This window comes from Flavobacterium rarum (SeqCode), assembly GCF_965234445.1.
In the GTDB taxonomy this organism is placed as follows: Bacteria; Bacteroidota; Bacteroidia; order Flavobacteriales; family Flavobacteriaceae; genus Flavobacterium; species Flavobacterium rarum.
The window spans coordinates 311475-335582 of sequence record NZ_OZ248490.1 but is presented as its reverse complement, the minus strand read 5'-3'; the positions used below and the strand labels follow the sequence as shown (position 1 = coordinate 335582).

Genomic DNA, 24108 nt, shown 5'->3' with positions numbered 1-24108 from the left:
AAAAATAGCTTCTTTTTATTTAAAACTATTCTAATTAACTTTTTTATAACTCAATACCGCCAAAGCATTTAAGATAATTGCATAAGCTGTAATGATACTAAATTGTGCTGTAATATCCGAAAACGTGGCGCCTTTGAGCATGACCATTCTGATGATTTCAACAAAATAACGAATCGGGTTAAACAAGGTGATGTTTTGAGCCCATTGCGGCATACTTTCAATAGGGGTAAATAATCCACTCATCAAAATAAAAATCACCATAAAGAACCAAGCAATAAACATAGCTTGCTGTTGGGTATCGGTATGATTGGATATAAATAATCCGATTCCCAAAATGAGTAATAAATAAACAGAAGTAAAGGCATAAATTAATACTAAACTGCCCAACATCGGAACATTGAAAACGAGTTTTGCAATTAGTAATCCAATGGTTAAAATGACCAAACCAAGTATCCAAAAAGGGAATAATTTGCCTATAATGAATTGGTATTTTCGTATGGGAGTGACATTGATTTGCTCCAAAGTGCCGATTTCTTTCTCCCGAACGATATTCATAGCCGAAAGGAAAAGTGTAATCATTGTGACCAATAAAACAAGAATTCCCGGTACCATATACGTTTTGTAATTCAGTGTGTTGTTGTACCAAAACGAAGGGATAGTAACTATGTTTTGTGGAACTACAATTGTGCCGTTGTTGTATTGCAAAAATTCACTTTGTATTTTTTGGTTGTACGTTCCTATGATTTGCGAAACATAAACGTTCTCAACTCCTGCCGAAGCGCCGTCAATGGCATTGATGCTTACAGAAAGTGTTGTGGTTTTATCTGTGATGAGGTTGCGTTCGAAATGGGTGGGAATTTCGAGAATGATATCGACGTTTCCTTTTTGCATTTCGATATTGGCTGCTTCTTTTGTATTGAATTGGTTTACTATTTTGAAAGATTTTGAAGCCTGAAATTTACTGATAAGTTCTCTGGAAGCAGCAGAATGATCGTGGTCAATAAAGGAGAACTTGATATTTTGGATTTCAAAACTGGCGGCATTGGATAAAATCAAAAGTTGAATAAGGGGTAATACAAATATAACAGGCAACATTCCTTTGTTTCTAAAGATTTGTCTGAATTCTTTCTGAATGATGAATAGGATTGTTTTCATTTTGATGCTTTTTTTCAGCTGTGTTTTTTTACCGCAAAGGTTTTTACCACTAAGACGCTAAGGCGCAAAGTTTTTATACTGCTTATAGGTCTATTTTCTCTATTCTATATTCTTTTTTCTTTTTCTCTACTCCAGTCGTATTTTATATTTTTTGATGCTTAATGCTATAAAAAACACTGTCATTCCAACCAGAATTAATGTCTCTTTCCAGATGGTATGAATTGTGGCTCCTTTGAGCATGATGGCTTTGATGATGATAATAAACCACTTGGCTGGGATAATGTTGCTCATGATTTGTAGTGGCAACGGCATACTCGAAATAGGGAAAATGAATCCCGACAATATGATTACGGGAAGCATTAATCCCGCCAAAGAAAACATCATGGCGGTTTGCTGCGATTGGGCAATGGTAGAGATTAAAATCCCCAGTGACAATGCGGTGATGATGAATAAAATGCTTTCTAATGCCAATAAGAGCAAACTTCCTTCGATGGGCATTTTGAAGACAAAAACGCCTAGAAGTAAAATGATTGTCGCATTTATTATCGATAGAAAAATATATGGAAAAACTTTTCCAATGACCACTTGAAAGGGTTTTATAGGCGAAACCAAAAGCACTTCCATAGTGCCCATTTCTTTTTCTCGTGTGATCGAAATGGAGGTCATCATGGCCGAAACCAGCATCAAAATTACCGTCATCACGCCAGGCACAAAAGTGAAAACACTCTTGAGTTCGGGGTTGTAATAAAGTTGGGTTTGTGTTTGGATTTGATAGACAGGTTTGTCATTTTTATTGATTTCTTGCGAGTAATTCTGTAAAATGGCGTTGATATAATTGGTAATCGTATTGGCCATATTCGGGTCGGTGGCATCGGTGATAACTTGGACTTTGGCTATTTTTTTATTTTGTAGGTTTTGAATAAAGTTTTTTTCAAAAACCAAAACTGCTTTGACTTTTCCAGTTCGGAAAACGCTTTCGATTTGGGTTTCGTGGGTGATCTGGTCCTGAATCTTGAAATACTTGGATGCACTTATTTTATTGATGATTTGTTGGGTTTCGCTGTCTTTGGATTGGTCGAAAATAGCAATATTGACATTATTGATTTCATTGGTAATGGCAAATCCAAACAGCATAATCTGAACCATAGGCATTCCGAAAAGAATAAACATAGTACGTTTGTCCCGAAAAATGTGGTAGAATTCTTTTGTTACAAAACCGATGAATCTTTTCATTTTTTTTAAAATTGTTTAAAAGTTTAAAAGTTTTTAACCATAAGGTATTAAGAAAATTAAGATAGGGGGTAACTTAATGAACTTAATTTCTTAATGGTTTAAAATTTATTCCACGTTTCGAGCGAGTTTCAAGAATACATCATTCATGGAATCGACATTATATTTTTGTTTTAATTTTTTTGGACTGTCAAGGGCTTCTATTTTTCCTTCGACCATGATCGAAACTCGGTCACAATATTCGGCTTCGTCCATATAATGCGTGGTGACAAATAGTGTGGTGCCTTTGTGTGCTTCGGCGTAAATCATTTCCCAGAATTGTCTTCTTGTTATGGGGTCAACACCTCCTGTGGGTTCGTCTAGGAATACTATTTTGGGTTCGTGCAACAATGCAACCGAAAAGGAAAGTTTCTGCTTCCAGCCTTGAGGCAGGGATTTTACCAACTTGTCAGCAACATCATGTAAGCCAAGTTCTTGAATTAATTGTGCTGTTTTTTCTTTGATTTTAGCACGGGTCAAGCCATAGATTCCGCCAAAGAAAGTGATGTTTTCCTTGATGGTCAAATCGTCATACATCGAGAACTTTTGGCTCATATACCCAATACTTTTTTTGACCATTTCGGCTTGGGTTTTTACATCAAAACCCGCTACGATTGCTTCGCCAGATGTGGGTTTTGAAATCCCGATAAGCATTTTCATAGCTGTCGTTTTTCCGGCTCCATTTGCACCCAGAAACCCAAAAATCTCTCCTTTATACACATCAAAAGAAATACTGTCGACTGCGGTGAAACTGCCAAATTCTTTGGTGAGGTTTTTTACGGTTATGATTTTTTCTTGGTTCATTTTTTAGATACAGATTTTTTTTAGACACAGATTTCACAGATTTCACAGATTTTTTACAGCTTATTTTTTTGTCAAATTCACACCAAACCAATCTGTGCAAATCTGTGACCCGAGCGATAGCGAATTGGCGAAGCAAATCTGTGTTTAACCTTTTTTACAAATCCATAAAAACATCTTCTATGGTTGGTTTTGTTATTCGGATTGCTATTTCGGTATGTTTTTTTTCTTCTAAATATTTCTTTAATGCATCAGGATTAAATTCAGTTTCTTTATCAGTATAATGAATCGATTCTCCAAAGGCATAAACACTGTATTGACTTGGATAACTCTTTAAATCGAGTAGGAGTTGGTACGTGTTTTTGGCTCGGACATCATAAATGGTTTTTTCGTAGTTTTCTATAATGTTTTGCGGAGAATCAATTTTTAAAATTTCGCCTTTTTGGATTAAGGCAATTCGGTCGCACAAAGCCGCTTCGTCCATATAAGGAGTTGAAACCAAAATCGTAATTCCTTTTTGTTGCAGTCGCTTGAGCATTTGCCAAAATTCTTTTCGGGACACCGGATCCACTCCTGTTGTGGGTTCATCCAGAAACAGGACTTTTGGTTTGTGAATTAAAGCACAACACAAAGCCAGTTTTTGTTTCATTCCGCCCGAAAGTGCACCTGCTCTTCGGTTTTTAAAAGGTTCTATCTGAATGTAAATATCTTTGATTAAATCGTAATTTTCCTCAATAGTTGTTCCAAAAAGGGTTGCAAAAAAAGTTAAATTTTCTTCAACTGATAAATCAGGATATAAAGAAAATTTCCCAGGCATATAACCCACACAATTCCGTATGGATTTGTATTGGTTTACAACATCAAAACCTACTACGGAAGCGGTTCCTTCGTCAGCAAAAAGCAAAGTGGTCAATATCCTGAAAAGCGTTGTTTTTCCTGCGCCATCAGGGCCAATGAGGCCAAATATTTCACCTTCACTTACTTCAAAAGTAATGGCATCAACCGCTTTTATCTTGTTGTAGGATTTGGAAATGTTTTGGACTTTTATACTCATGGTCAATGGCAATTTCAATGGCAAAAATCAATTTCAATACTATTTTACAGGTTTGAAAAAGTTTAAAGTTTGTGAACCATTAAGGGATAAAGCTTAATATACTTAATTTCTTAATGGCTTAATTTTTGTTCCCCCTTTGGGGGCTAGGGGGATACCCACATTTCTGCAGGCATTCCTATTTTTAAACTGCCGTCATTTTTTGCATCTACTTTTACGGCATAGACTAAGTTTATGCGTTCTTCTTTCGTTTGAATGATTTTCGGGGTAAACTCCGCTACCGATGAAATCCAGGAAATGGTTCCCGGATACGATTTCATTTCGGTTCCATTATCAATTTTCACGGTTACTTTTTGATTTAATTTTACGTTTGGCAATTGTGTTTCGCTAATATAAACCCGCAGTGTCATTTGGCTAAGATTGGCTATTTTATAAAGCGGTTTTCCAAAGGAAGTGATCTCATTGGGTTCGGCATATTTGGCCAAAACGGTTGCTTTTATTGGATTGATGATTTTGCTGTTCTTGATTTGGTCATTTATCTTTTTGATTTGAACATCAATTGGGGCAATTTCGTTTATAATGGGTGCATTTTGGGTTTGAACTCCTTTTATTTGTTCTTTAATGACATCGACTTTACCTTCAATTTCATCGACTTGGCGTTTGGTGGCGGCGTTTTCGGCAAACATATTCTGAATTCTTTTTTGTTCTATAAAAGTGGTTTTGAGTTGAGCCTGCAATACACTAATTTGTGACAGCACATTTTCAGATTTAGAATATACCGTTGCTTTTGAAGCTACCAGTTGTTGTTTGTTGAAATACAATTGTGTAGTATCGACCAATCCTACTAAAGTATTTGGTTCGAGTAGATCACCTTCTTCTAGATTTAAAAACTCCAGTTTTCCATTGGCTTCCGCCGAAATTGTAACTTCGGTAGCTTCAAAATTGCCATAACCATCGGCTTTTTCATTGGTGTTGTTGCACGAAATCAGACTTGCTAAGAGTAAGAATATGATTATTTGTTTCATTTGTTTAAAAGTTTAATCGTTTAAAAGTTTAATCTTGTTTGCACTATTATCCCCCTTTAGGGGCTAGGGGCGGGGTGGGGCTAGGGACGGGCTCCTTTTATAACTTGATAATTGGCTTTGGCGAGTTCCAATTGTATTTCGTGAATTTTTTGACTGTTTTTGGCTTCGTACAAATTGGTAAATTCAGTCAAATATTCGGAGGCAGTAATGACTCCGTTTTTTAATTGAGAACTGGCCGATTTCTCTACATATTCTCGTAATGCAATGATATCGGTATCGGTGGCAATATTGGCTTCCGATTTTTGTATTTCGGCATTGATTTCTTGCAATTGAATGTAGTTGTTGAGTAAGAAAGTTTCTTTTTCGGTAGCAATGATATCAGCAGAAATAGAGAGTGCTTCCTTTTCCGTTTTGGATTTGTTCCAATCAAAGACTGTCCAGTTGGCTTTTAATCCCACCATAAAAATGGGTTGAAACGAGTTGTCAATCATATTCAATCCCGGATTTCCATAACCTGCGATTCCGAAGGCATTTACCTTAGGGAGGTTATTTTTGGTTATAATGCTTTTTGAAGCTTCAATTTGTTGGTCTTGTAATTCATAATATTTCAATTCAGGACGATTGATTGTGGTGTTTTTTTCTGTGGCAATCACTGGTTTTTCTAAGAGTGTTGTTTCAGAAATTGTGGAATAGGTTAAGGAAGATAGGTTTTCGAAAAGTCTTTTCTTGTCGTATTGAATTTCGGAAAGCTGTTGTTTGATTTTCAGGTTTTCGGCTTCTAAAACTTTTTCGGAAGCAGGCAAAATGGCTCCAAATTGCACACCTGCTTTTACTTCTTTGATTCTCGAAACTAACTGTTCTTGTTTCGAAAGTAAAAGTGCTTTGCGCTCTTGTAAAAGTAAAATAGAGAAAAATAGCTGATTGATTTTGGACTTTAGTTGGTATAAATTTACCTCGACTTGTTGCTGTTGGGTTTTGGTTTGTGCTTCTTTGAGTTTACTGTTCGCATCAATCAAACCGCCATTATACAACAACTGATTGACATCTAAGGTGGCTTTGTATTGGTCTTTATTCAAGGGTTCCAAAAAAGGATTTGGTATTGTTGTCACCTGATTTTGATAGGTTCCTTGTGCATTCAAATCGATTTTTGGCAGTTTTCCCGTTTGTAAAGCATTCACTTCATAATCCGATTTTTGTTGTAATAAAGTTATTTGTTTGGCCGTTGGATAATTTTTATGAACCAAAGAATAACAATTTTCCAGTGTCATCTTTTGCTGAGCTTGTGCAAAAAAGGGTACTAAAAATAAGAGGCTAAGGGTGTATTTTGAAGTTCTCATTTTTTAATCGAATTAATAATAGTTTCGGCTATGCTCGTTTTTCGTTCTTCCATCATTTCGTTAAATTCAGTTTCCGAAATTTGAATAATTCCTCTTACCATCATAGTCGCCGCAAATGGAAAAACAGTCATTGAAAAAATATCTAACAACAGTTGTTTCGGATTAATTGGTTTGATGATGCCACTTGCTATTTCTTTTTCAATTTGAATGATTAAAGAAGCCGGATTGGGTCTGTTTTTATGATGTAGTAATGATTTTGCAAATTCAGGATTGTTGTTCATTTCCTGAATTAGAAAAGCGGGTAAATAAGGGTTATGAATAACGAAGGAAATGTAACTATGAGTGAATTTCCGAATCTTATTAAAAACGGTTTCCTCTGAATTGAAAATTTCATTAATCTGTGGTGCTAGTTGCGAAAAAGCATTCATAAACACCGCTTCAAAAAGCATTTGTTTGCTCTTGAAGCAATAATGAAGCATTGCTTTGTTGATGCCAGCTTCGTCTGCAATTTCTTGCATGCGCGCACCAGCGAATCCCTTTTTTTGGAATACAATTCTAGCGGCGTTGAATATTTTTTCTTCTGTGGTCATTGGTATTAACTGTTCGGTTTAACCGTTTGGTTAACAAAGATAGATAAAAAAAGTATTTCGAGTTGAAATACTTAACGAAATTTTTTTGACACAGATTACACAGATTATCACAGACAGGGCAAACGCATTAAAAATATTTTAAGATTTTATACACGAAATAGCACGAATTTGGATATCATAATATTTCACGAATCCGCCAAAGGCATAAAAAATTAGTGAAAATTTATTTTTTAGGCGCACAAAAATTAGTGAAAATTCGTGTAATTCGTGTAATTCGTGTCAACTTTTTTTTAATGCGTTTGCCCTGTTATCACAGATTTTTTTAGGTAGTTTGTAATCGGTGTTTGATTTATTTAAAATAGATTTCTATTTCCGCTCTTCTTTTACAAACATATTGAACAATAGTCCACCTAGTAAACCACCATAAAGTGTCGAGTTTACTGGTTTTGAGGTTATGGCGCAACTGCCCGAAGCACAACCTATAAAGTGATAATACAAATAGCCGCCAAGCGCTCCAACTACAATGCCTATGCCAGTGATAATGATCGCTTTTTTGGTCATGAGTTGCTTTTTTCTACAATTACTTTAATTAAATCGGAGGAGCTTAAAACCCCAGATTGTCTCCATAATTGCTTTCCGTTTTGAAAAAGAATCATTGTAGGAACGCCACGAACTTGGTATTGTGACGCTATTTGTTGGTTCTTGTCCACATCAATTTTGATGATAGAAATGCGTTCTCCCAAATTGTCTTTGACTTGTTTTAAAATAGGCGCCAATGTTTGACAAGGACCGCACCAAGTAGCAAAAAAGTCAACCAAAACGGGTTTCTCGGATTGAATAATGTTGTTGAAAGTACTCATTTTTTTAGGTATTTATTTTTTTCTAGGAATTGCACAGCCATTTGCTCCGCAGCCGGTATTGAAAACGGCTTGAACAAAGAAAAATAAACCAAAGGCTATGAAAAACCATTCGTGTGTGTAGTAAACCTGTGCGAATAAGAAAATAGCAAATGCCAAACGAAAAACTCGCATGACATGCCAGTTGGTGAATAGTAGATCTTTCATTTTTTTGGTTTATGAAAAGTTTAAATTGTTTGAAATCCTACAAGGTTTCAAAAACCTTGTAGGTATGTTTCTTGTTTTTAAAAACCTACAAGGTCAAAAAAAAAGACCTTGCAGGAAATCTGGTGCTGAATTGGTTCCTGCTTTAGCTGGAGTTTTTTTTAATTTCTAAAGTTTTTGCCCAATTTTGTATTTGTCGTCGTATGCGATTTCTTTTTGTAAATTTTCTATTGCAATTGCGGTTTTGCTTACTATTAATACTTCGGCAAAATTGTTGCTCATACTCACATTTAAAACCCCTTCAATTGCTGCAAATTTTTCGGAAACGGTGTTTTTACAGCCATTACAGGTGATTCCTTCAAATGGGTATAAATTTACGATAACTTCATCGTTTTTTTGAAATTCTATGAATAATTCAGATCCAGCTCTTGGCGCAACAGAATTTTGGCAAGCCTCCATTTTTTGAAAATTAAAAGCTTCTTGAAAAAGCAATTCATATTCTTCTTGGCTTCCGCCAAAAGGAGGGCTACTTTCGAATGTTCGGTTGAATAATAAACCAGCAATTTTTCCTTCTTTGGCTAGCAATTGATGCATTTTCCAAACGTATTTTTGTCGCATTGTTGGGGGCAAGGCACAAAAGAAAGTTTGTTCGATTATTAAATCATACTCGCCTTTATGTTCGAAGAAGTCTCCTAAAACAATTTTGATATTGGAATTGTCTTTGAATTTTGTTTTAAGTTTCTCGACCAATGTTGGTGCAATATCAATAACGGTAATGTTTGTAAACCCTTGCTCCAAAAGACATTCTGCTTCATAGGTATTGCCACATCCAGGAATTAAAATCCGAATGGTTTTATCTTGTAAAGTATCGATATAGTTTTTTAAGGGTGGGGAAACTTCGCCTAAATCCCAACCAATCGTATTGGATTGATATTGATTGTCCCAATATTTTTGGTCCAAAGGGGTGTCGCAAACCACTACGCAGCATTTTAATTCTTCCATTCTTATGTTCTTTTACAGGTATTAATACCTAAAATGGTGTACAAAGGGCAAAAACTAATAAAACTAGTGAGTAAAAAAACAATGGCAAAAGCCAATAATACAATGGCAAGCGTACCATTGATCACTCCTGAATAATATAATATTGCAATGATTATTCCAATTGCAGAACGAATCATTTTGTCTATCGGACCCATATTTTTTTTCATAATAAAAAGTGTTTGTAGTTGATGATTTTAGTTATTGGTTTTTAACTGTCTAATGAATTTTCTTGATTTAAACTAAATGATGTTGATATAAGGTAAGCGTGAGGGATAAAGCAAGGCGCCAAAGCGCTCGTGATAGCCCGACCTAGTTGAGCAAAGGGGCAAATAGGCGGTACTATAAGTAAGCCCCTTTGCTCAACTAGGTCACGCCCTAATTATTTTTTAATTTATCATTGTCATTGTCATTGTCATTGAAATTGTCATTGCCATTGAAATTGATTCATTATTATTGCATCTTACTTTGGCATACAAAATCGGTTCTTTGAACATCTGTTTTGGCAATGGCATTGAAACCGCCTTCAATCTCGGTAAAGTTTCTAAATCCTCGAGCTTGCAGAATCGAAGCGGCTATCATAGAGCGATACCCACCAGCGCAATGCATAAAGAAATGCTCATTTGGATTGATATCTTTTACCCAATCGTTGATGTTCGCTAAGGGTTTACTGTAAGCGTCTTCAATATGCTCGGCGCTGTATTCTGTTGCTTTACGGATGTCGATTATTTTGCTTTCGCCAATTTTTACTTGTGTTTTGAATTGTTCGGCATTGATTCGGTTTACAGTGTCAATTTCCTTAGCTTCTTTTTTCCAAGCTTCAAAACCGCCTTCTAAATGTCCCAATAAATTATCAAAACCCACGCGGCTTAATCGGGTAACGGTTTCTTTTTCCCGGCCCACTTCGGTAATCAATAAAATAGGCTGTTTTACATCGGCAATCAAAGCGCCAACCCAAGGGGCAAAATCACCATCGACCCCAATGTTTATGGATTGCGGAATAAAACCTTTGGCAAAATCGCCATTGTTTCGGGTGTCCAAGATTAAAGCGCCCGTTTCTTCAGCGGTGGCTTCAAACTCGCTTGCTGTTAATGCTTTCATTCCAAGATCCAATACGTTTTCGAAACTATTGTATCCTTTTTTGTTCATGGCTACATTCATTCCAAAATAGGCTGGAGGAGGGAGCAGACCATCAGTAACTTCTTTGATGAATTCGTCTTCGGTCATATTGGCTCTCAAAGCATAATTATTCGCTTTTTGGTTTCCAATGGTCGAAACGGTTTCTTTACTCATATTTTTTCCGCAGGCACTTCCTGCACCGTGAGCAGGATATACAATGACATCATCTGCAAGTGTCATGACTTTGTCTCTTAAAGAATGGAATAACAATCCTGCCAGTTGCTCTTGGGTCATTGAAGCTGCTTTTTGAGCAAGGTCGGGTCTTCCTACATCGCCAATAAACAAAGTGTCACCAGAGAAAATGGCATGATCTTTTCCGTTTTCGTCAATTAATAGATAAGTAGAACTTTCCATGGTATGACCCGGAGTGTGCAGTACTTTTATTTTGATATTTCCAATTTCAAAAATTTGATTATCTGTTGCTACCGTGGCTTCAAATTCAGGTTTTGCGGTTGGTCCGTAAACAATTTTTGCTCCTGTTTCTTTACTTAAATCTACATGGCCTGAAACAAAATCGGCGTGAAAGTGGGTTTCAAAAATATATTTTAATTTTACGCCATCACGTTCTATTCTATCCAAATAGGGTTGTGTTTCTCTAAGCGGGTCAATTATAGCCGCTTCTCCATTGGATGTGATATAATAAGCACCTTGTGCCAGACAGCCTGTATATATTTGTTCTATTTGCATGGTATTTTTAATTTTAATGTGATACAAAGTTAATTCTGTTTTGTGACACTATCTGTGACAATTGTTACTTATGATTAATTGAAGTTGATAAGTTACTGAGTTTCTACTTTTCTAAGATTCTAAGTTACTGAGATTCTATGTTTCTAAGTTTCTAAGTTTCTGATATTCTGAGTTACTAAGTTTTGTATGAAAGGCCAATAGGTTGTTTTTTCGTCTTAGTAACTCAGAAACTTAGCAACTAAGTTTCCTATATTGAGCCAAATTCCTTAATAATGATATAGATTCCCATAACTAATACAAACCAGCCAAAAATAGGTTTTAGTTTGTCGCTATCGAGTTTTTTGGACAATTGTGTGCCAATAAGCATTCCTATAAAAGCCATTCCTGAAATAGTGAATAAGAAAGGGTAATTTATAGGTGTGCCAATGAATAAATCACCGACAAAGCCAATTGAAGAATTAATAAAGATGATTAATAATGAAGTTCCAACGGCTTGTTTCATGGGCAAATTGGCAAAAAACAAAAGAGCTGGAATAATTAAAAAACCACCACCAGCACCCAGAAACCCAGTTACAATTCCAACAATTGAACCTATTAAAGCCAATTGTAAGTAATTAATGCCGCCTGAATGAATTTGTGAATTGGTTTTTCGAATCATCGAAAAAGAGGCTGCCATCATCAAAATTGCAAAAATGATCATGATTAAAAAGCTTTTGGTGACTTCAAAACCATCGATTGTAAAAAGAACATTAGGAATCTTTAAGATGATTACTTCACGTATAACTAATATCGAAAATACAGATGGTACAGCAAAATACAATGCCGATTTGATTTTGAGATTCCCCATTCGGTAATGGCTGAAGCAACCTGATAATGCTGTGATCCCGACAATAAATAAGGAATAACTAGTCGCTAATTTAGGGTCGATTTTGAATAAATACACCAAAATGGGAATGGTCAGTATAGAACCACCACCACCAATTAGCCCTAAAGAAAGACCTATTATAATTGAAGCCAAATAACCGAAATATTCCATTTTTTTGTTTTTATTTACTGCAAAGATGCGAAGATGTTTTTTGAGGTACAGTAACTTTTGTCACTTTGTTAAGAGTTAAGAGTTATGGGTTAAGAGTTATTGGTTAAGAGTTATGAGTTGTTGGTTATGAGTTATGAGTTATGTATTAGGGGTTATGAGTTATGAGTTATGAGTTTTTGGTTATGAGTTATGAGTTTTGGGTTATGAGTTTTGGGTTATGAGTTATGGGTTATGAGTTATGGGTTATGAGTTATGGGTTATGAGTTATGGGTTATGAGTTTTGGGTTGTTGGTTATGAGTTATCCGATATGAGTTAAGGGTTAATCAAGTGAAACTAATAACTCCTGACTTCTAACCTCTAACTTCTAACCTCTTTTCTCTAACCTCTAACTTCAATCTGGTTGCGGTGCAGTATGACCAAACCCCGTTGTTCCATTTTTTTGAGCAATCGTGAAATGACTTCTCTAGAAGTATTCAAATCCGATCCAATTTCTTGGTGCGAAAGTTTTAGTTCTTTGCAACCACAGGCTTCGACTTGGCGTTTTAGGTAAAATTCTAATCTTTCATCCATAGCTCTAAAGGCAATGCTATCGATCACTTCCAATACTTCTTCAAAACGATTTCGATAAGTGCCAATCACAAATTCATACCATGTTCGATGTTGCATCATCCATTTGTCCATCAACGATAACGGAACCATAATTACTTCGGCATCCTCAACTACTTTGGCCATAATTTGGCTTTTTTCATTTTTTGCCGCACAAACCATGGAAAGGGCACAAGCTTGACCTGGCTGTAAATAATACATAAAAAATTCACCTCCATCATCGTCTTCGCGATAGACTTTAATGCTTCCTTTGGTTACCAAAATCGTGTTTTTGATGTATTGACCAGTTCGCATTATAATTTCACCAGCACTAAAGTTTTTAATGACTTCATTTGTTTTTATATCTTGGATCAATTCGTTTGAAAAAGAAGGAAATGTGTTTTTAAGTGGATCAAGCATTTTATAGTTTATTTAAAAAATCGGTTATTTTCCAATAGGGTAAAAGTAATAAAAAAGGAGAAGAATTCAATAAATTGAGGATGATGTAAATTTAACAAATTGTGAAAAAAATAAAAGTTGAGGAGTATTAAGTCTTTATTTTAAACTATAAATAACAGATATTGTGATTCTTTGAATATTGGTTTTTACGAAAACGTTTTCTTTGTTTTATTGATTAATTCACAAAAAAGAGGTGGTTTGTTTGATGAAAAACTCGTATTTTTACATAAATATATATATTATGAAATCGCTTTAGCATTCTTATAAAAGAAAGCGACACGATTAATAGCATTCAAGCAAAGAATAGTATAAATGACTAATAAAAAATAAATTTTACAGATATGAATTTAACACAAGAAGATTGGATTTCACAATTTGAAGCCGACGAGAAAGCAGTAATGCTAGATGTGAGATCAGAAGAGGAATGTGATCAAGGTATTATAGAAGGTTCTGTTAATATTGATTTCCATAAAGGACAAGAGTTTATAGATGCGGTTGCAGCATTGGATAAAAATAAAAATTATTATGTGTATTGTCGTTCTGGAGCCAGAAGCGGAAAAACATGTGAAATAATGAATGAGTTAGGATTTGAAAATGCCTATAATTTGCTTGGAGGCATTATAGAATGGAATGGCGACATAGTTTAATAAGAATACTTAAAGAGGCAAAGGCCTCTTTTTTAAATTTAATTTGAAATCTCCATAAATTCACACACAAACACTTATTTAGAGTTTATGGTGATACTGTATTTCAAAAATTTAAATAACATTTATATCTAAAATAACCAAAATAACCAAAGAATGAATACAATACCTCAAGAATTTCAAATTACCGCACCGCTTGTTCAAGATACTTATTTGGTCAATGGTAAATTGAAAAAATGGACTGGAAAAACCACTGAAGTTTATTCTACAATTTCTTCTACAGAAAATTATGCTCCAACTTTATTAGGATCTATTCCGTTTATGGGAGAAACCGAAGCGCTTGAAGTAGCTGAATCGGCAAAGGCTGCTTTTAACAACGGACAAGGGTTATGGCCAACAATGAAAGTAGTTGATCGTATTAAGTGTATGGAAAAGTTTGTAGCCCAAATGAAAGAAACCCGCACCGAAGTAGTCAAACTTTTGATGTGGGAAATTGGAAAAACATTGGGTGATTCCGAAAAAGAATTTGACAGAACAGTAGAGTATATTATTGATACTATCGAAAGCTATAAAGAATTGAATAGCCGTTCGGCGCATTTTTCTAAAGTGCAAGGGATAAATGCAATGGTGCGCAGAGGACCAATTGGTGTAGTTTTGTGTCTTGGACCTTACAATTATCCGTTGAATGAAACGTTTACTTTACTTATTCCAGCCTTGATTATGGGGAATCCTGTAATTTTCAAACCTGCAAAACACGGTGTGCTGTTAATTTCTCCATTGTTGGAAGCTTTTAGAAGCAGTTTCCCAAAAGGAGTAATCAGCATTGTGTATGGAAGAGGACGTGAAATCGCTTCGCCAATAATGAAGTCAGGAAAAGTCGATATTTTGGCGTTGATTGGAAACAGTAAATCGGCTATTGCATTGCAAGATCAACACCCAAACAAAAACAGATTGCGTTTGGTGCTTGGATTGGAAGCTAAAAATCCAGCAATTATTTTACCAGATGCCGATTTGGATTTGACAATCCAAGAATGTATTGCAGGAACATTATCGTTTAATGGTCAAAGATGTACGGCGCTTAAAATTATATATGTTCACGAAAATATAGCCGCTGAATTCAACAAACGTTTTGCTGAAAAAGTAGATGCTCTTGCTTTCGGAAATCCATGGGAAAAAGGTGTTTCTTTGACACCGCTTCCAGAAACCGAAAAACCGGCTTATATTCAGGAATTGATTGATGATGCTACCAGCAAAGGAGCCAAAGTAATTAATGCAAAAGGAGGGGAGCATTCGGATAATTTTATATTTCCAGCGATTTTATTTCCTATTAACAAAGAAATGAGAGTATACCATGAAGAGCAATTTGGACCAGTAGTTCCTGTTTTGACATTCAAAGATATCCAAGAACCACTGAACGATATGGCCGAATCAAATTACGGACAGCAAGTGAGTTTGTTTGGAAAAAACATCAAAACTATTGCACCACTTATTGATACTTTGGTGAATTTGGTTTGTAGAGTAAACTTGAATAGTTCTTGCCAAAGAGGACCTGATGTTTTTCCTTTTACAGGAAGAAAAGATTCTGCTTTTGGAACTTTAAGTATTCATGATGCCTTGCGTTCGTTCTCTATCAGGACTTTTGTAGCATCCAAAGACAATGCTTATAACAATGAAATATTACAAGAATTGTTAAACAGCAAGGAGTCAAATTTCATCAATACTGATTATATTTTATAGGGGTTTAATTCACAATTCAGAACCGTCTCATCTCTTGGAATGAGGCGGTTTTTTTTTGGAGGAATGTGACTAGCTCTTATAAACATACGAACTTTTGATTCTGAATGTTTTGATTCTAAAAAGTGTTAAAGTTATTCCAGTTACAAAAATATATTAGTCCAACAAGCTTTTCTTATGCAAAAGCTTATACATTAATAAGCGTCAGAAATTCTCGCATATATTTTAAATTAAAACTCTCGCAAAGACGCAAAGGCGCAAAGTGATTCGTCCGACCTTAGCGCCTTAGCGAGAAAAAAGCTTAACCCTATTGCCCTTGGGAGAAAAACTTCAAACCAGAAAAGTATTTGGGTTAATTTATTTTTGGGTTTGGTATTACCCAGAGGATTAGTGATTTTTTGCTAAAAAAATCTTATTTTTTTTAAAGTGTAGCTTTTATGGTTTAAATTAGAGTTTTATTTTAAAACTATAACATTATAAAAAAGAAAATAAAAATTGCCGCCAAAAAAATACACGAGCATTTGCATCGTGAACCTTTTTATGTGCATTCCAGGCTGAAATTTATTCCCAATATAGTCATTAATTTAATAAGCTTAGGCATTGCTTTGGCTTTAATAGGTACGATTTTGTATTTTATAATTCGTTTTCTTATACATGCCTTTTATAATTTTTAATTTTTTCCTAGTTAGGAACTATTCTTTTTATTTGAATTAATACTTAATTTTTGTTACAAATTTAAGTAGGGTGAGACTTATAATAATTATTCACCAATCAAACCAAAAATGAAAAAATCAATTCTTTTAAAAACCTTTGTTTTATCTATAGTACTATTTGTACAAAATACTATTGCGCAAGAGCTTTATATGCCCAGAAATATTAAAGAAGCTTATGCAAAAGGAACTCGGTCCATGGATGGAAGACCAGGAATAAAATACTGGCAAAATCACGGAAAATACACAATGGATATTACTGTTGATCCAGCTACAAAAATAGTAAGTGGGATAGAAACTATAGTATATGAAAACAATAGTAATGATACTTTAAGAAATATGGTAATTCGTTTTGTAAATAATTTGCATAAACCATCTTCTCCTAGAGGAGGAAGTGTAAGTGAAGATTTCTTATCGAATGGATTAACGATTACTTCTCTAAAAATAAATGGAGAAGTGTACAAAGAGGATGCACGAAAATGGGGAACAGTAGGTAATGTAAAGATGAAAAATCCTTTGGTACCAAAATCGAAAGCGACTCTAGAAATAGAATGGAACTATCCATTGTCGAAAGAAAGTGGAAGAGAAGGGCAAATAGACGAAACTACTTTTTATGTAGCTTATAGCTATCCTAGAGTATCTGTTTTTGACGATTATAATTGGTGGGATAGATTGCCTCATACCGATCGTCAAGAGTTTTACAATGATTTTAATGATTATAATTATACGGTAAAAGCACCAAAAAATTATGTGGTTTATGGAACAGGAGATTTATTAAATCCTGATGAAGTTTTGCAACCTGAATTTGCCTCTAGATTAAAAAAATCATACACAACAGATGAGGTACTGCATATTGCAAATGAACAGGAATTGAAAGACGGAAAAGTAACGCAACAAAAAGAATGGAACAGCTGGAAGTTTCAAGCCAAAAACATAACAGATGTATGTTTTGCACTTAGCAATCATTATTTATGGGATGCAGGAAGTGTGATTGTTGATACAAAAAACAATCGACGTGCCAGTACACAAGCAGCTTATGATGTAAAAGGAACCGATTTTATTAATTCGGTTAAAAATAACAACTACGCCTTGGCTTGGTTCTCCAATAATTGGCCTGGAATCCCTTATCCATATTCTAAAATGACTGCTTTTCAAGGATTTGCCGATATGGAATACCCAATGATGGTCAACGATTCTCAAATGGGAGATGCAACTTTTGCTCAATTGGTACAAGATCATGAAATAGCACATACCTATTTCCCTTTTTATATGGGTATAAATGAAACTCGATATGCATTTATGGATGAGGGATGGGCTACAACTTTGGAATATCTAATTGGAATAGCCGAACATGGCAAAGAAGCAGCTGATGATTTTTATAAAAAATTTAGAGTTAACAATTATATAAACGACAAATCAACCGAAGAGGATCAGCCTATTATTTCAATGTCAACCCAAGTTTCGGATGCAGGTTATGGAAATAATTCTTACGGTAAAGCCTCACTTTCTTATTTGGCTTTAAAAGATATGCTGGGTGATGAACAATTCAAAAAATCATTGCACTTTTATATGGAAAATTGGAATGGAAAACATCCAATTCCTTGGGATTACTTCAATTCAGTAAATACGAGTACTGGGAAAAACTTAAATTGGTTTTTCAACAATTGGTTTTTTACTAATAATCATATCGATTTGGCGATTGATAAAGTAGAAGAACTCCATTCAAAAACAAATGTTTCAATTACAAATGTAGGAGGTTTTGCCATACCTTTTGATGTCGTTGTAGTGTACAAAGACGGTTCGAAAGAGACATTACATCAAAATCCTTCAATTTGGGAAGTCAACCCAAAAAACACCGTAATTACTTTGAAACAGAATAAAAATATAAAATCGATATTGCTTGAAAATGGTATCTTTTTGGATGCAAATTCGTTGGATAATATATGGAATAATCAGTATTAAGTGATATTATTTAACAATTAGTATAATAATTAAAATATTTTGACTTTTGTGTAAAAAAGATTTAATTTATGATAAATATCAGTTTTAATACTATAACGTTTTCTTAAATTTGATGTATAATTTAATTTATCACTGCCATGAAAGTAAAATTTGAATTTTTAATAGTACTAGCATTATTAATAGTAACAGGAACAAAGAGTATTGCACAAGAGATTAGTTGGGTTGCACCAGAATATTCTAATTCGTTAAAGAACCCTTTTGTAGGAAATTCGAAGGCAACAAATGACGGGAAGGAGATGTATAATCAAATGTGTGTGTTATGTCATGGATTGAAGGGGCAAGGAAATGGTGAAGCGGGTTTAACTTTGCAACCTCACCCTGCAAATTTCTTGGCATTAAATGTAAAATCCCAATCGGATGGAGCAATTTTTTGGAAAATTACAAATGGTAAAGCGCCTATGGCTACTTACTTTGAGCTCTTGACCGATGATCAACGTTGGAAGTTGGTTAACTACATTAGAGAATTAGAAAAAAAATAAGTCTTCAAATAAAGATTTTTGATAAAAAAACCGTTATAACTTCATATTGGAGTAATAACGGTTTTTTTGATATTTATTATAAGTTAATGTATGTATTTTGAGCTTAAAAGTCATTTAACCCAGATTCCGCATTAGAAATCTATTGCATCTGAATTCTTCTTCAAAACCAAGAACTTACTCCTATTTTTAAATTCAAAATACAAAAGTATTACATTTTCAAAAATAGTCCGTGAGCTCATGCTTTTATTGAATAATTCAGTTTCGTGACGAAGTCTAATGCGGATTCTGGGTTTAAGTCAAGGAAAATTAGTTTGTTGAATTATTGATTAAAAGGAGTATAAGTTAAAAACGTTGTTTATGAGGCTATGTGACTTTGTTCAATGAACTATTGGTTTTACTTGATTTTAGTCAAACTTAAAATTATATAACTTATATTTTTAAAAAAGGGATTCGACAAAATCCTATTTTTTATAGCACTAATCGAATAAAAAATAAAGGATAATAAATTAGTGTCTAATTTTAAAGTGCATCGTACAACAGTATCCTTTATCTTTGTAGTGAATGAGCGAATTTGTTCGATAAGAATATTCTATTTTTTAACTATATGGTGAATTTATGAGAAATTTTATTTCTATTGCGATTGCTTTTGTTTTGTTAGCGTGTCAGAATGGTTCTGAAACAATTACTCAACTGTATAGTTTGCCCAAAAAATTAAATGAGGTTTCTGGAATTGTATATTCAGAAAAGGATAATTTATTTTGGACTTTGGAAGATAGTGGTAATTTTAATAAAATTTATGGATTAAATACCCAAGATGGTTCTATTAGTAAAACGATAACCATAGAAAACACCTCTAATATTGATTGGGAGGATATCACAAAAGATTTAGAAGGAAATTTATATATTGGTGATTTTGGCAATAATAACAATGTTCGAAAAGATTTATGCATTTATAAAATCAATCAAAGTTCATTGAACCAGACCAATGTTTTGCCAGCTTATAAAATTTCGTTTTCATATCCCGATCAAAAAGAATTCCCCCCCAAAAAGACTAAATTGTTCTTCGATGTTGAAGGTTTTTTTGAATATAAAAGTAATTTTTATCTCTTTACCAAAAATCGAAGTAAAGGATTTGACGGTACTGTTTTGGTATATAAAATTCCAAATAAAGCAGGTTTCCATCAAGCTGTTTTAATGGGGAAATTTAAAACCTGTGACAACTATAATCATTGTGCAGTTACGAGTGCAACTATTAGTCCAGACGCCTCCAAAATAGCTCTTTTAACTCATGATAAGATTGTATTTCTAACCAATTTCAAAAATGATGATTTTTTAAAAGGATCTCAAACTACCTGCGAATTAAATCATTTTTCCCAAAAAGAAGCAATTTGTTTTAAGAACAATGAAACATTGATTATAGCAGACGAAAAGTCAAAAAAAATAGGTGGAAATGTATATGAGGTGAGTCTTTCAACACTAAAAACCATACCCTAAACCAAAAGTGACTCTAGCACGATCATCAGTGCTTTTAAAGTAGGTAATTCTTCCTGTTATTACATTGAGTCCATTAATCCATATTCCGCCTCCAACAGATTGATGCCATTTATTAGACTCTTCGCCATCGAGCCAAACTCTTCCGTAATCAAAACCGCCAAGAATTCCGTACGACATTGGTAGGATACTTTTTTTTATTTTACCGATATTCCAGCGTAAATCTGTGCTTTGGTAGAAAGAGGCTTTTCCTAAGAATCGTTCGTTTCTAAATCCTCTTAAATCATAATCACCTCCTAATGTTGCACCTTGATAAAACTCGAAATTATTATTGAATAGCACTTTTGATTTTAGAATAGTGGCCAAAACAAACAAACCATTAGCATCAATTTTATGATTGAAATTAATCTTTGCATCTAATGTTGGAAAATTTGTTTTTGTGTCTTGAACATTCATTTTCCAACTTCCAATTACTGAAAATCCAAATCCCATAGTAGGAAGAGAAGGAAGGTCGTAATTTTCAAAACTATATCTAATTGCTGCTCCAATAAATTGTTGATTATTAAATACATTTGAGTTCACAACACCCGGGATATTGATGTATCGATCGGTAGTTTCTTCGACTTTTATTTTTTCAAAATGTGCCGCAATATTTATTTCACTTCCATAGCGTCCTACTTTTTTGATCGATGGAGATGCTTTTAGCGTTCTTAGGCGGACACGATTGTAATCCATACCATTTAGGTCGTCATTATTTATGGTTTCATTTCCATATCCAAAATAATTAATGGTAAAGTTAGGACTCGTAAATTTTGATTCTAAATCGAAATCCCATTTGCCTATCGTCTTTGGAAAATAACCATTGTATATAAACTCATAACCACTGGTTGCAAATAAATAATTAGCTTTTAAAATGTGTTTTTGCGTATATGGATATTGATTGAATTTGTTAACAGTGAAATTTACAATAATTCCTAATTTTACGCCATCATCTGGATTATATCCTCCGAATGGTAATCCTGATAAAGCATTGTATTTTACCTTTTCATAATTGTATAAATTGGATTCGTAATCATCTGTCAAAAATGTTTTGGTTTTAGAATCCAAAGTAAAGTTGTTCGGTTTTGTTTTAAAATCATATATTTTTATTCTTTTACCATTTTCAACAAAATACGTGTCTTTATTTTGCCCACCAATCAATCGAATCTTTATAACAGAATTATTATCACCTTTTACTTCAAATACATCATCATCATCTAAGCCATAAACCCATATGTTTTTGGTTTTATCTGAAGTGAATTTTTTGGTATAAAGCAATTCATCACCTTCTTTTTTGAGTCTATAAATTGCTATTTCAGTACTGTTTTTTGAAGCACGTGTGATTACAAATTTATCTTTTTTGTCTGTACCGACAATCAAAACCGTTTTTTGTAAAACTCGATAATATTCTTTGGCATAAATTTGAAGTTTGGTTTTTCGTATTTTTAATTTACGTTTAATATCTTCAATTGTTTCATCCTGAACTTCTTTAGGTAAAGTGATAAAGGCGGCATCAATATCAGCATCCGAAAGATGTTCTTGAATGTATTTGGCCTGTGTAATCCATTCTTTTTCGTCAGCAGTTTTTAAAAAAGCAATATCCTGTGGGTAAGGTTCACGGTTCAACCATTTTACATTTCGAATATCCTCTTTAAAGCTTTGCATATGACGCAATGCTGGCATGTTCATTAACAATGATAATAGCGCTCCATCATATTTGGTAAAGGCTTGATCTCTATCTCTAGGAATAGGTTTGTAGACTATTTTTGCATCCTCTTTGTATTCACCCCAACGCCATTGATCACTATGTCGATCCCAATCGCCAATAAGCATATCAAATAAACGGGCTTTAATATACTCGGGTTCATCAATGGAGTATTTTTCATCTTTATGCAAATTTTTCATTACATCATCCGTACTGATAATATCTAATGGTTTTCCAAAGCTTTTGATGTCCTTTTGATTCCCTGTCAACTGTTCTTCTACTAGATAAAGTTCATTGCCAAAATTATAATTGAAGCCTTTTAAAATAGATTCTTTTGGAATGTAATACAAAAGGGGATTGGTGTGTGATATACCAATTTTGTCGGCCAGATTTCCAACAGCCAGTGGGGTATAAGGATGGGAGGTTGTATAAAAATCAAACAAAAATCCTTCTGCAAAAGTGTCATCAAATTGTTTTGAAACATTCTGATCTTTGAATACTACAGATTGTAGAAAACGAGAAGTGCTTTTTTTGAGCGCACGCATCACGTATTCTTTTCCATTTGAATCTACAAGACGTAATGATTTGGATTGGTGACCACCACCTTCTCTTTTGGGGCTAACTCCTCCAAAAAGAGTATCTAAAGTAGCTGTTTTTGCTTCAATTGGTAGGCTATAATATTTTCGATAATGCTGACCAAAAAGGAATTTATGAAAAATACTTTTTCGGGTCATTTCATTAGAGTAAATGGATGTTGTTGTGGTTGCATCAAACTTTGTCTGCAAATTGGTTGGAGCTACAGTATCTCGAATTTTTATAATGGTTTGTTCCAAAAGCATTTTTTCTTTTTGGTCTTCAATGCCATAAAAACATACTTTAGTCTCACCATTTTTATAAAGCGTTAATGTAACATATCCATTTCCTCCATATGAAAAATCACTTGGGTTTATTGCTTTAGCGGCTTGAGATTTTGAACCAGCTCCACTTATGATTTGTCTAATATTGTTTTTGTACAGATATTGTAAATTATGATCGTGGCCCGAAACCACAATGACATTTCTTTGATTTTGCAAAAGTGTTTTTACCCGTTTTGCAAAATTGTTATAAACTTTATTTTGTATATCCTGCGGATTGATACCAGACGTTTTTCGGATTAAATTGATAGCAGAACCAATAAAGGGAAGCGGAATTTTTTGTTCCAATGGGAAAAGCTCTTTTTCAAATGCATATTGACCACCATGGGAACCATTGGTCATTAAAGGGTGGTGCAATGCAAGGATTACTGTTTTGTCTTGATTTTTATTTAAGACACTTGCTAGTTCATCAAAAAAATGCTCTCGTGTTTTAATGTTGCAATTGTCATTTATAGTGGGATACTTGTTCCAATCTTCCAAAAACCATTGGCTATCAATCGTGATTAATGTAATGTTTTTGTCTATTTTTAATTCTTCTAAGCCACAATTGTTTTGAGGTAAAAATGCTTTTTTATCATCGAGATACTTGGTTACAAATTTAGCCTGTCTTTCTAAGCCTGCAATTCCACTATACCAATCATGATTGCCTGGGATAAAAATGGTTCTTCCTTTGAAATTTTCGGCTAATTCTAGTTGATTTGTAAGTTTGGTTTCTGCTAAAGCCTGTTCAATTGGTAATTCATTTTGAGGAAATCCTTTGGGATAAATATTATCACCTAGAAATAAAAGGGTGCTTTTTTTATTAGAATTCTCTAGTCTTTTTTGGATTAAAGAAAATGATTGCATTACTTTTTCTTTGTCAGCATTTCCAGCATCGCCAATCAAGAAAAAGGTATGGGCTATTTTGGAGGAATCTGTCTCGTTTGGGATGTCATGATTTTCTATTTTTTTTCCATACTGTACATGATGTGTAGCACAAGATTGTAGTAGTAGTACCAAAAAAATATAGTGAATATTTTTTGCACGTCTTTTTAGAGAATATTTTTTTAAAAACAATATCATGATTCTTTATTAAATATTTTTATGATTTACTTTT

The 24108-nt window shown here is 34.0% G+C and carries 21 protein-coding genes; 5 read left to right on the top strand and 16 right to left on the bottom strand.

What is annotated here, in order from left to right; translation table 11 throughout:
• Positions 1-30: 30 nt before the first annotated feature.
• The 15 genes from AC8GF4_RS09630 to AC8GF4_RS09560 form a co-directional block, all read right to left on the bottom strand.
• Positions 31-1155 (bottom strand): ABC transporter permease, encoded by a 1125-nt coding sequence (locus AC8GF4_RS09630; RefSeq protein ID WP_506594251.1) that lies wholly within the window; start codon positions 1153-1155, stop codon positions 31-33.
• A 126-nt stretch (positions 1156-1281) separates the two neighbouring features.
• On the bottom strand, positions 1282-2388 hold the full coding sequence (locus tag AC8GF4_RS09625) for an ABC transporter permease (protein WP_506594250.1): 1107 nt from the start codon (positions 2386-2388) through the stop codon (positions 1282-1284).
• Between the two features lie 105 nt (positions 2389-2493).
• Positions 2494-3228 carry an ABC transporter ATP-binding protein gene (locus tag AC8GF4_RS09620; protein WP_506594249.1) on the bottom strand — a complete coding sequence of 245 codons (735 nt, stop codon included), beginning with the start codon at positions 3226-3228 and terminating at the stop codon, positions 2494-2496.
• 154 nt (positions 3229-3382) lie between these two features.
• Positions 3383-4279, bottom strand: coding sequence for an ABC transporter ATP-binding protein (locus AC8GF4_RS09615; protein ID WP_506594247.1), 897 nt, complete (start codon positions 4277-4279; stop codon positions 3383-3385).
• Positions 4280-4422: 143 nt separating this feature from the next.
• Complete coding sequence (locus AC8GF4_RS09610) at positions 4423-5301, bottom strand: HlyD family secretion protein (protein WP_506594246.1); 879 nt, start codon at positions 5299-5301, stop codon at positions 4423-4425.
• Positions 5302-5381: 80 nt separating this feature from the next.
• Entirely contained in the window at positions 5382-6638 is a 1257-nt protein-coding gene (locus AC8GF4_RS09605) for a TolC family protein (protein WP_506594245.1), read from the bottom strand.
• Positions 6635-7228: a TetR/AcrR family transcriptional regulator gene (locus AC8GF4_RS09600; protein WP_506594243.1), complete on the bottom strand. Its 594-nt coding sequence runs from the start codon at positions 7226-7228 to the stop codon at positions 6635-6637. The genes AC8GF4_RS09605 and AC8GF4_RS09600 overlap by 4 nt, the downstream gene beginning before the upstream one ends.
• 366 nt (positions 7229-7594) lie before the next feature.
• Positions 7595-7789: a DUF6132 family protein gene (locus AC8GF4_RS09595; RefSeq protein WP_506594241.1), complete on the bottom strand. Its 195-nt coding sequence runs from the start codon at positions 7787-7789 to the stop codon at positions 7595-7597.
• On the bottom strand, positions 7786-8088 hold the full coding sequence (gene trxA, locus AC8GF4_RS09590) for a thioredoxin (RefSeq protein WP_506594239.1): 303 nt from the start codon (positions 8086-8088) through the stop codon (positions 7786-7788). Before trxA ends, AC8GF4_RS09595 begins: the two co-directional genes overlap by 4 nt.
• Before the next feature lie 12 nt (positions 8089-8100).
• Positions 8101-8292, bottom strand: a complete 192-nt coding sequence (locus AC8GF4_RS09585) for a hypothetical protein (protein ID WP_506594237.1) — start codon at positions 8290-8292, stop codon at positions 8101-8103.
• 165 nt (positions 8293-8457) lie between these two features.
• Positions 8458-9291 (bottom strand): methyltransferase domain-containing protein, encoded by an 834-nt coding sequence (locus AC8GF4_RS09580; RefSeq protein ID WP_506594235.1) that lies wholly within the window; start codon positions 9289-9291, stop codon positions 8458-8460.
• A gap of 2 nt (positions 9292-9293) precedes the next feature.
• Entirely contained in the window at positions 9294-9497 is a 204-nt protein-coding gene (locus tag AC8GF4_RS09575; RefSeq protein ID WP_506594233.1) for a YgaP family membrane protein, read from the bottom strand.
• A gap of 283 nt (positions 9498-9780) precedes the next feature.
• A complete protein-coding gene (locus AC8GF4_RS09570; protein ID WP_506594231.1) occupies positions 9781-11193 on the bottom strand; it encodes an MBL fold metallo-hydrolase in 1413 nt (470 codons plus the stop codon).
• Positions 11194-11440: 247 nt separating this feature from the next.
• Positions 11441-12229 (bottom strand): sulfite exporter TauE/SafE family protein, encoded by a 789-nt coding sequence (locus AC8GF4_RS09565; protein ID WP_506594229.1) that lies wholly within the window; start codon positions 12227-12229, stop codon positions 11441-11443.
• A gap of 379 nt (positions 12230-12608) precedes the next feature.
• The gene (locus AC8GF4_RS09560) at positions 12609-13235 is read right to left on the bottom strand and encodes a Crp/Fnr family transcriptional regulator (RefSeq protein ID WP_506594227.1); all 627 of its coding nucleotides are present in this window, start codon (positions 13233-13235) and stop codon (positions 12609-12611) included.
• Positions 13236-13615: 380 nt separating this feature from the next.
• Here AC8GF4_RS09560 and AC8GF4_RS09555 point away from each other — a divergent pair, with 380 nt between their 5' ends.
• The 5 genes from AC8GF4_RS09555 (at position 13616) to AC8GF4_RS09535 (ending at position 20357) form a co-directional block, all read left to right on the top strand.
• Positions 13616-13921 (top strand): rhodanese-like domain-containing protein, encoded by a 306-nt coding sequence (locus tag AC8GF4_RS09555; RefSeq protein WP_506594225.1) that lies wholly within the window; start codon positions 13616-13618, stop codon positions 13919-13921.
• A 153-nt stretch (positions 13922-14074) separates the two neighbouring features.
• On the top strand, positions 14075-15655 hold the full coding sequence (locus AC8GF4_RS09550; RefSeq protein ID WP_506594223.1) for an NADP-dependent glyceraldehyde-3-phosphate dehydrogenase: 1581 nt from the start codon (positions 14075-14077) through the stop codon (positions 15653-15655).
• Between the two features lie 779 nt (positions 15656-16434).
• Positions 16435-18324, top strand: a complete 1890-nt coding sequence (locus AC8GF4_RS09545) for a M1 family metallopeptidase (protein WP_506594221.1) — start codon at positions 16435-16437, stop codon at positions 18322-18324.
• A 137-nt stretch (positions 18325-18461) separates the two neighbouring features.
• Positions 18462-18863 (top strand): c-type cytochrome, encoded by a 402-nt coding sequence (locus AC8GF4_RS09540; RefSeq protein WP_506594219.1) that lies wholly within the window; start codon positions 18462-18464, stop codon positions 18861-18863.
• 615 nt (positions 18864-19478) lie between these two features.
• Positions 19479-20357 (top strand): YjiK family protein, encoded by an 879-nt coding sequence (locus AC8GF4_RS09535; RefSeq protein WP_506594217.1) that lies wholly within the window; start codon positions 19479-19481, stop codon positions 20355-20357.
• Here AC8GF4_RS09535 and AC8GF4_RS09530 read toward each other — a convergent pair.
• Complete coding sequence (locus tag AC8GF4_RS09530; protein WP_506594215.1) at positions 20340-24074, bottom strand: metallophosphoesterase; 3735 nt, start codon at positions 24072-24074, stop codon at positions 20340-20342. The two genes, AC8GF4_RS09535 and AC8GF4_RS09530, sit on opposite strands and share 18 nt — an antisense overlap.
• Positions 24075-24108: the final 34 nt, after the last annotated feature.

Bases quoted from the DNA above. Each gene is read 5' to 3' on its own strand.
- AC8GF4_RS09630 (WP_506594251.1), bottom strand. From the start codon at position 1,155: ATGAAAACAATCCTATTCATCATTCAGAAAGAATTCAGACAAATCTTT.
- AC8GF4_RS09625 (WP_506594250.1), bottom strand. From the start codon at position 2,388: ATGAAAAGATTCATCGGTTTTGTAACAAAAGAATTCTACCACATTTTT.
- AC8GF4_RS09620 (WP_506594249.1), bottom strand. From the start codon at position 3,228: ATGAACCAAGAAAAAATCATAACCGTAAAAAACCTCACCAAAGAATTT.
- AC8GF4_RS09615 (WP_506594247.1), bottom strand. From the start codon at position 4,279: ATGAGTATAAAAGTCCAAAACATTTCCAAATCCTACAACAAGATAAAA.
- AC8GF4_RS09610 (WP_506594246.1), bottom strand. From the start codon at position 5,301: ATGAAACAAATAATCATATTCTTACTCTTAGCAAGTCTGATTTCGTGC.
- AC8GF4_RS09605 (WP_506594245.1), bottom strand. From the start codon at position 6,638: ATGAGAACTTCAAAATACACCCTTAGCCTCTTATTTTTAGTACCCTTT.
- AC8GF4_RS09600 (WP_506594243.1), bottom strand. From the start codon at position 7,228: ATGACCACAGAAGAAAAAATATTCAACGCCGCTAGAATTGTATTCCAA.
- AC8GF4_RS09595 (WP_506594241.1), bottom strand. From the start codon at position 7,789: ATGACCAAAAAAGCGATCATTATCACTGGCATAGGCATTGTAGTTGGA.
- trxA (WP_506594239.1), bottom strand. From the start codon at position 8,088: ATGAGTACTTTCAACAACATTATTCAATCCGAGAAACCCGTTTTGGTT.
- AC8GF4_RS09585 (WP_506594237.1), bottom strand. From the start codon at position 8,292: ATGAAAGATCTACTATTCACCAACTGGCATGTCATGCGAGTTTTTCGT.
- AC8GF4_RS09580 (WP_506594235.1), bottom strand. From the start codon at position 9,291: ATGGAAGAATTAAAATGCTGCGTAGTGGTTTGCGACACCCCTTTGGAC.
- AC8GF4_RS09575 (WP_506594233.1), bottom strand. From the start codon at position 9,497: ATGAAAAAAAATATGGGTCCGATAGACAAAATGATTCGTTCTGCAATT.
- AC8GF4_RS09570 (WP_506594231.1), bottom strand. From the start codon at position 11,193: ATGCAAATAGAACAAATATATACAGGCTGTCTGGCACAAGGTGCTTAT.
- AC8GF4_RS09565 (WP_506594229.1), bottom strand. From the start codon at position 12,229: ATGGAATATTTCGGTTATTTGGCTTCAATTATAATAGGTCTTTCTTTA.
- AC8GF4_RS09560 (WP_506594227.1), bottom strand. From the start codon at position 13,235: ATGCTTGATCCACTTAAAAACACATTTCCTTCTTTTTCAAACGAATTG.
- AC8GF4_RS09555 (WP_506594225.1), top strand. From the start codon at position 13,616: ATGAATTTAACACAAGAAGATTGGATTTCACAATTTGAAGCCGACGAG.
- AC8GF4_RS09550 (WP_506594223.1), top strand. From the start codon at position 14,075: ATGAATACAATACCTCAAGAATTTCAAATTACCGCACCGCTTGTTCAA.
- AC8GF4_RS09545 (WP_506594221.1), top strand. From the start codon at position 16,435: ATGAAAAAATCAATTCTTTTAAAAACCTTTGTTTTATCTATAGTACTA.
- AC8GF4_RS09540 (WP_506594219.1), top strand. From the start codon at position 18,462: ATGAAAGTAAAATTTGAATTTTTAATAGTACTAGCATTATTAATAGTA.
- AC8GF4_RS09535 (WP_506594217.1), top strand. From the start codon at position 19,479: ATGAGAAATTTTATTTCTATTGCGATTGCTTTTGTTTTGTTAGCGTGT.
- AC8GF4_RS09530 (WP_506594215.1), bottom strand. From the start codon at position 24,074: ATGATATTGTTTTTAAAAAAATATTCTCTAAAAAGACGTGCAAAAAAT.